The following is an 8,629-nucleotide window of genomic DNA, read 5'->3' as shown; positions in this document are numbered from 1 at the left end:
TAGGCAACCCCTTTTCTCCCCCTTAAAATGATTATCATTCTTGAAAAAACCTGTCTCTTGTTTTTCTTGGAATAATTTATTCTTTGGAAGTCCCTCAGAAAAACAAAAATTTGCATTATTATTACTAGAAAAAATTAAGAGCGCTCAATCTTTTAAGCGAATTTAACAAAATCTTACTTGCGATGGCTTCAGTAAATTTACTAAGATAACATCGATGTAAATGCTATTACGCAAATCATGTTCAAGACATTGTGGACTTTAAGACAATACACCTTAGCGAGGCAGCGATCGCCGCTAGTTAGAGGCTCATATCTTGCAACTATTAGGAAAGTTTACATAATTCCAACTTAACAAACATTGCTATCTATTCTGCTCAACTAACTCCCGATCTACAATCGCAACATCCCATTGCGGAAACTTCGCTAGCAATTTCTTGATCACAATCTGCAATGCCGGATCATCCCAACACTCCTGCAAGTACTCAAACCCCGGATTCTGCCCTGAATTCGCCGCAACGCAAGAATTTTTGCATACGCTCCGGTCGCATATTTGACAAAAGCAACAATCGCCTCATGCGACCATTTTTCAGTTTGTGACACGGGCAGCGCGGAATTTTCGCCTTCATGAACTGCTTTGACTTCATCACAAGAAACTGAGTTTTCAGCCGTAAACGTTGCAGAGGGGCAACTCAGTTCTATTTTCTGATCTGCGATCGCTGAAGTTGAAGATTTTTTGTAATTGTTCGGCTCGATAGGCGATCGCAGATGGTGTTGGTTCACTCCCCAAGATTATGGTACCAGCTTCAAGCGCTTGGGTGTTGTTCATAGCGCTGGCAAGATTCTTCAACGCCATACCCATGAGTCGTAAGCATTCTTGGGCATTTTTCTTGGGGGGTTCTGCTGCAAGCGATCGCAAATCAATAGTTTTCTCCAAGGCTTGCTTCACTTGCTTGCCATTTTATTAAACCTGCTCTACATATACTTTACGTCAGGTTTTCTTTAATATCATTGTTGTCAATGACACGGAATATTCGCCAAGGGTCGGCGGGAGAGTTGCGACGAAGAAGCCAGCAGTTAACACCGACCACGTTAGTACCAAGAGTATATTTACCAATCGTATAAAAAGTGTTGCCGTCCAAAGGGATGTATTCCCAATTTTCGTATTCCATAACGAGAAGGTTTTTTTGCTCTCCATAGGCATTAACAATTCCTTCATAATATTTATCACGCCCATAGATAAGTCCAGATAGCTCTTTCGAGTCTTTTGCGTTGGCAATTCCCACATCCTCTGTCGCCAGATATTTCATCTCCTCAAACTTTTCCTCTGCGTACAACTCGTTCCAACGTTTGGCAAACTGTTTCAACTGCTCGATCACCTGCTTAGTCTCTTCACTTGTCATTTTTTTCTCCTTTCTACTGAGATGACCATATACTAATATCCTAGAAATACCTTTGCCAGAACGAGAATGAGTTTTTAGACGGGATAAGGGTTTCAGAACAAAATTTGTGTAATTAATTTTGTATTACCACTTACTTGTATCCATTCTTTAAAAGCCAGCAACAGATAGAGCCTTGTATCATCTGTTGCCAAATTTTAGCAAATTGGTATTAGTCAGGACATCCTTGTTGATACAAGCAGCATTCTTTCGGCTGCTCTGGTAACATTTTTGCAATTTTGCTCCAAATCTTTGAATCTGGCTGTTCCATCCGGAAATTTGTATAGTTCTGACTTACTAATGGGGCTTTAGCTTCATTGGGATTACCAGAGAAGTAGAAAGATTGGGGATGGCGATAAGGTTTAGCCGTCTTGTCAAAACTGTCTGGAGTGGGGTTTTTATAAAAAGCGTATCCAAATAAAATTTCTAGTTTATCTTTTGGAAGAAACATGGAGTATGCTTGCAGAGAATTATTGAGATGAGTACTTTGTTTTGGTTGATAAGGCAAATGCTTAATAAAATCAGTGCGTGGAGGGTGGTTATGAGGTGAGAACAAACAGATCCTTGGCTTCTGGTTCGGTTCTTGACCATAATTCAGAAAATAGGCTTTATTCCCCAAAGACACAAAGGCACAGGTATATTTATTGCTACGTGGGAAGATAGGCAAACACCGATCTTGATAATATTCCATCATCGCCCCAGTCCCATCTTTCTGATCTTTGGGAATGTAAGTGGAATCGTAGTACGTTGTACCATACGAAACCTCGTAATCACTGGGGGTCAAATTTTCAGGTGGTGAAGTGTAGGGAGGACGAAACTTATCCTTTTTATAATCTTGAAATACCCGATACATTCTCCAATCACTAATCCACCACTTTGGGTATTGTGGATCGGTTGGTTCACCTTCCTTTCGCTTTGCTAGACAATTATCATCAAAATTTTCTGATTCTTGGCAAGTCTCATTATGTACGGTTCGAGTGGGGTATATATCGTCGGAGCCATCAGAGGCTGTGCGTAATCCAGAGGCACTCGCGTCACCACTGCCTAGAAAGACTATAGTAATTAAAAAACAAACCACTAAGGAAAATAAGACTCGCTTTGTTATCAATAGAATCCAACTGAAATTGTTCATGAAGCCTCTTAAATTTGATGTTGGGTGTTCTTTTCACTAGGCTGTAAACCTGACTCCAAATCTTTAGATTTGGCTTTTCCATGCATAAATTAGTGTAGTTTTGGCTAGTGTAAGGACAGAGGTACTGTTTCCGAGTAAAAAATCTGTTCCACTACCAAAAAAGTGCCAAGTTCCGATTCTAGAAGTTGATTCGGAACTTCATTTGGGAAGTTGGCACTTGATGACACCGACTCTAACACTACCCCTATAAGCGTGCTAAATGACCCATTAGTAAATCTATTGTTGAGGTATGGTAGGGTTGAATTTAAATGAGGGAGCTAATTGCTTTTTCTGCCCTTGACAATTGGTATTCAAATGAAGGTGCAACACGCTTCTCAGCATCAGGCCCTGTTTTAATTTTCAGTTCTGCCATCTCCTCAGCTTGCAACTTTAATTCAAACATCACTCCGATAGTTGTATTTAAGTAATCTGGGTGACCATTGAAAGTCTTTTGCAAGCCGTTCAATAAACTTGTGTAAGAGTAGTTGAACTGATCTACTAAGCGACGCGCTCGGCTACCTTCGGGATACATCTCGGCTTTAGAATTCTTTACAAGTGGATAAATCTTTTCAGAGTCTAGATTGATTGGTTGATTCAGGTCGTAGACAAATCCACCTGGATTTTCTGGGTCTGGCACCAGGCGACCACCTTTGACGATTTGAGCAAAGCGATAGTAATGAGCAGGCTGATGTTGTGGATCAAAGGGACTAAACGTCTGGGTGGCTTGGCTTCTACCCTTACCGTTAAGAGAGCATACTCGTGTCTTCTGTACGGTTGTCGTTCCTTCGCCCTGCACAATAATCAACTTCAAGGCTTCATTGGCTTTGTCCACATCTGTGATTTCAAATAATTCCGTTCTTGGAAACCATTTTTCATTGACAACCTGATTGCGCCGTTGAATAGTTAATGCTCCCTGGTGATGTAAGTCTGTGATTTTTTCAATAATTGCTTGATAGAAGTCTCCAATCGTTTGATACTCTTCGGTTGCTCTCAGGGCGAAGGGGACGGGCTTGGCTGGGTAATCTTCCGGGTCTATAGAGGTTTCTATTTGCATGAAGGTCTTGGTGATTTGTTCTTTCGAGAGAGGCGCAAGTCCTACGATTAGATCCGGTTGCACCAATGGTAAGTGCCCTGGATAGGTGGGGATAAAGTCAGGTTTATTGACTTGGGGTGTACCACCAATGGCATTCAAAACATTGGCTGCAATGACCATATGCAGCATTTCTTCCCGCACCACTGAGAAAAGGATTTCGGCTACCTCCTGATTAGAGTTAGGTTGGATAGAATATAGTGCTGTCAGGTAAAGCGGAATGGTTGAATGTTCTAACTCGATCGCTGCTTGCAGATGTCGATAAAGATCCGCAGCTTGTGTGGCGTTGTGGATCTCTTGAATAATGCGATCGGGAATTTTTAACATACAGTTCTCCTTCTTGTGTAGAGCGTTTTTATTTTATGAGTTGCGTTGAATTCGCCGTAGGGCGATTTGCAAATTTTGGTAACCGTGTGCGGTGCTATCGTCTTCTAATGGTGCGTCTGCGACTTCAGGCTCTAGTGCAAATGATGGGATAGATTTTGTCTCAATTGCTTGTCGCCCTTCTGCTTGGGACGGTTTCTCTCCTAGCCGCAGGACATAGCTGCCATCGGCGTACTGCTCCCGCAACCATTGCAGAATTGTGACTCGCTTGGCACGAGAAAGGTCACGGGTAACGGGCATGGAATTGGGGTCATGAACATTTAAGGAGAAAGCCAATTCTAAAATGGCACGATTCTCCCGCACTGAATCGTAGTCTCCTAGGTCAACCAAGCGCTTACTCATAATCGGATAGAGGTTGCCGTACTGTTGGAAAATGGGGTGAATATGCTCGAACCAGGTAGGGCGATCGGGAATTGGATAGGCATCAAAGAGTAAAACGTAGATGGCATCAAGAAATTGTTTTTGACTGTCTGCTTGCCCTTGCAGAGAGTATAGCAGCGTATAAATTTGCCCATCAATGTAACCACGGGGATTACCAGGGTCTTGCGTTTCAATTAACAACTTGGCTTTACCAGTAGCATCTGTTGTCAGCGTTAGAGGTAAGTTTTTGAGTGCTTCCTGGGGCTTGTTTGTCCAAGGTATTTGAGCCTGGGGAGGTGCGGGATCGTTTGGCGAACCGCCGCCCTCAGTATTATCTGGAGGACTGAAAGCTATACTTACTGAGGCATGGGGTAGTGGCTTACCATAACGACTAGCAAAAAGTTCGATCTCAGCTGTTTCTGTTGGCTCAACTCGTTGCACAAACTTGTCGGCGCGAACAAATAACCCGTCAAGACTCTCTCGAACTAAGACTTTCCCTGTATTACTATCAAGCATCTGAATCAGCGCCAAAGGATGTTCGCGTATTAGCTCCAGTTGTTCGGGACGCACAGGCGTAGCCCAAATTCCAGCCGTTGTGTACAACCAGTCTGGTTTTCGATAGGGAATTAGGTTGCCTAATGCCACAAACCCTTCGTTTTTGGACAGGGTTTCAGACTCCTGAGTATTTTCATCTTTGAGAATTGCTAACTGGAGGTCACCAAGGTCTTGTAATCCCAACTTAAAAGTTAAGGGTAGAGCATTGCCAAAATCAACTAAGACAGAGCTTTTATGGTCATCAATTAAGGCATCAAAGAAGTTGATTTTGTTCAAGGGAGATCCCGTATTTGCATCAACATTCGGTACCATCCGTCGCCCTTTAACAAACGAGCGAGGCTCATTCTCATCGTAAGGGCCGATCGCCCCAATTACAGTACCCAGGGTAAACCGATCCGCGTTCTTGTCTGTACTATAGCCAAAGGTGGTAAACCGGATTGACAGTTTCCCATTTGCTGATGCAGCCTTCAGTGCTTCTAAAAAGCGAGACCCCCGTAAATTCTCCCCCCAGTGCAGGTCTGTCAGCACCGATTGAAAAGCAGCAGAGGCTCCTGTAGAGCCACGTGCTTCCTGACGACGACCAAACATGATATCCCGAAAAGAAGCTGGCTCGAACTGCCCAACTAGAAAATCTTCCTGACCGTCTGTTAACCGGATGGTTAACCCCCAAATTGCAGAGGCCATCTGGAATTGTGGGTCAAGATCCACCATCTTGCCTCCCACTCGGTTGTTAGAACCATCTATGACAAGATTTACAGCAGAATCCTCGCTCATTTCGCCATCAATAACGACGGACTTAACTCTACAGTTGATTAAACGGAATGCTCCTGAACCTGTGGGGTTCCACCAACCATTGAACACTTCGCCCATTTGAAAGTCTTGAAAACGCTGTTCAAAAGTTGCATTGTCATAATGTCTCACATCGTTGTTAACAGTTGAGACATCTGACTGAAAATCACCGGCAAACACCAGACGTAAGTTATTTTGATAACTCATTATTGTCTTTAATTATAAACAGAATAAGACACTACTATTTTTATACACGAGATGCGAATAGCCGAAACGATACTTAACATCAGATAACATCATATATGAGGGCGGAGAATGTCCCAATATCTACGGCTTATGTGAGATGCAGGGCAAACACATCTAAGTATTGACGAGTCTGAATCAGAGTGGGATTTAGCGAAACCCTTATTAAATTCTCATTTATATAGTAATGATAATCATTAGTGCTCTTTTATTACTCTCATGAGAGTATAATTAATTACTAAGAGTTTAACTTAGCAAGGGTATTTAATTGGGTTCAAGAACGGCTACCTCCACGATCACCGTGGTAGATCAGTACTGCGATGCCTATAGAGATTTGTTTCCAGAAGTGAGGACATTTGAAAATTTTAAACATCTTGGTTGAGTCGATGGGGGATATTATTCCCCGCACCTCTCAGTTAGATCCGGACATGCCCATTTCTGTGCATCCGGCTCCCGATGTTATCAGCTTGCGCTTTTGCTCATGTGTTTATAATCGTGGCAACTCTCATGAATTGCTTCCAGATTATTTTTCTTCCAGTTGGTGTGATTTTCATCGATGTGATGCAGATGAATCCTTTCCTCATCGATGAACTTTAAACCGCAGGAAGCACATCTATGGTTTTGCTTCTTAAGAGCAATAGAAGTTCCGCCGTCATAGAGTTTACTGTTACGTTCGCTCCAGTAGGCTGTATCTCCGTCATAGGGGGATTTTGTTTCTTTGACCATGACGTGTTTACTCTCGGAGTAGGAAACTTTTGGGAATGCTTTGTCTAGTAATTTCTTGCTAGAGTAGCGGTTTTGCTTGGTTTCCTTATTAAATACCGTATATGCTCTGTGACTTATGAACCAAAGTGAGAGCTTTGACCCGTCCATCTTGCAGAACTTATGGTAATTTCTCCAACCTCTAACTACCGGGGCTAATTTCTCCGCCTTTGTGGTAGCACCATAATTCGAGTTGTTGACGATGTGTTTTACTTTCTTACGGAACGCTTTGAAGTTGTCCACTGAGGGAATACATCTGAACTTTCCGTTTTTCTGGACTTTGAAGTGCCAGCCGAGGAAATCAAACCCATCTGTCGCGGCGGTAACTTTGGTCTTCTTTTGGCTTACATTCATTCCGCGATTGCGGAGAAACTCGCTGATTCTTTCAAGTATCTCTGTTGCGTCATCTTCGGGTCGGAGTATAATAACCATGTCATCCGCGTATCGGACTGATGGTTCTGTGATTGACTTATTTAAAGTCTTCTCGTGTACCTTGCAACCTTGTTTGTAGTTGTAATGGTATCTGTGTATACTCTCAATTCCGTTGAGCGCAATATTTGCTAATAATGGGCTGACCACTCCCCCTTGTGGGGTTCCTTGTTCAGGAAATTCTGGATTTACCCCTGCCTTGAGGCATCGGAAGATACCGAGTTTTAGTCCTTTAGGGGCGATGAGTTCGTCCATTATTGCCGAGTGGTTAATCTTGTCGAAGCACTTTTCAATATCGAGTTCGATTACTCGTTTTTCTATTCCATTGGCATCAGATTTGAGGTTATTAAAGATGTACTTTTGTGCATCGTGGGCAGAGCGCCCAGTTCTAAACCCATAACTCCTAGCATGGAAGGTGGCTTCGTGTGCTGGTTCTAGTGCATATTTTGCGAGGCATTGCCAAGCTCTATCCGCGATGGTTGGTATTTTAAGCATTCTGGTAGTTCCGTCCTTCTTTGGGATGGGGATTTCCCTTAAGCCTTGATGCTTCCAATTTCCACTATTGCCTCTTAGCCATTCTTCTAAGTAGAATCGTTCGCTAAAAGTCAGGGATTTCTTACCATCAATACCCGCCGTCTTTTTGCCAGCATAAAGCTTAGATACTTGTCTTATTGCAAGAAATCGAGCCGAGGTAGATTTAAGAATAAGCTTTTGCAGTGACCTAGCTTTCCGCTTGTCTCCAACAAGAACAGCTTTGTACACGCGCTTTTGAAGGCGGAAAAGGTTGCGGCGGAATTTCTTCCACGGTAGAGCTTTCCAAGATTCACTAGTTTTGTAACTGTGTCTAATCATTTTCTCTTCTAGAGTTTGTGCATTCTGAACACCTCAGACCAATTACGGTCTGTCCTACCCAAGTTGTGGGGATTCCTCCGCTCGTCTGGACTACTTGGGGTTCGACTGCCCCTTGACCCACAACTCGTTTTTATTCGTTCCCTCGGAGAGATTGATTGTTCCGTTAGATGTAGCCAATTCGATTACTGGATTCCCTAGACTCTTGCCGTTATTAGCACGATATTCGGCGGGATTGGCTCCAGTTAGGTCAGGGAAATTTACGTTGCGCCCTGCCCCATTCAAAATCGCTTTTCTAGGCTCGATTTCATCATAGGAACTCCCTGTTAGCGCCAGTGTCAACCCGCAACAGTCGTCTGATTGCACCCTGTTCCCAGCTTCACTCTACAAGAACCGAGCTTGTTCGGTGTGGGCAGATAAGGAGTCAATTCTGAGTCTGAATGGTAGGGCTTTCACCTACATCTGACCGAGAGTTCAGCCTTTTGGTGACAGTAATCTGCTGTCGGGCTGGATTAGTTATTTACGGGCTGAGTACCGTGATTCACTAATCAACGAATCGCAC

5 protein-coding genes and 1 pseudogene are annotated in these 8,629 nt (G+C 43.2%); all 6 read right to left on the bottom strand.

Translation table 11 applies throughout. The annotated features are described in order from the left end of the window. Positions 1-732: 732 nt before the first annotated feature. A pseudogene (locus tag V7K30_RS31425) lies at positions 733-951 on the bottom strand (hypothetical protein); the annotation flags it as partial. A 31-nt stretch (positions 952-982) separates the two neighbouring features. Beyond that, entirely contained in the window at positions 983-1,399 is a 417-nt protein-coding gene (locus V7K30_RS31420) for a hypothetical protein (protein ID WP_335006122.1), read from the bottom strand. A 208-nt stretch (positions 1,400-1,607) separates the two neighbouring features. Then, positions 1,608-2,567 carry a hypothetical protein gene (locus tag V7K30_RS31415; protein ID WP_335006120.1) on the bottom strand — a complete coding sequence of 320 codons (960 nt, stop codon included), beginning with the start codon at positions 2,565-2,567 and terminating at the stop codon, positions 1,608-1,610. Positions 2,568-2,871: 304 nt separating this feature from the next. Next, entirely contained in the window at positions 2,872-4,023 is a 1,152-nt protein-coding gene (locus V7K30_RS31410) for a ferritin-like domain-containing protein (RefSeq protein WP_335006118.1), read from the bottom strand. A 33-nt stretch (positions 4,024-4,056) separates the two neighbouring features. Then, positions 4,057-5,991, bottom strand: coding sequence for a hypothetical protein (locus V7K30_RS31405; protein ID WP_335006116.1), 1,935 nt, complete (start codon positions 5,989-5,991; stop codon positions 4,057-4,059). A gap of 498 nt (positions 5,992-6,489) precedes the next feature. Beyond that, positions 6,490-8,070 carry a group II intron reverse transcriptase/maturase gene (locus tag V7K30_RS31400; RefSeq protein ID WP_335006114.1) on the bottom strand — a complete coding sequence of 527 codons (1,581 nt, stop codon included), beginning with the start codon at positions 8,068-8,070 and terminating at the stop codon, positions 6,490-6,492. Positions 8,071-8,629 lie beyond the last annotated feature (559 nt).

It is taken from the genome of Nostoc sp. (assembly GCF_036917655.1).
Lineage (GTDB): Bacteria > Cyanobacteriota > Cyanobacteriia > Cyanobacteriales > Nostocaceae > Nostoc.
Note: the sequence above shows the minus strand (reverse complement) of the source record. Positions and strands in the feature narration are given on the sequence as shown.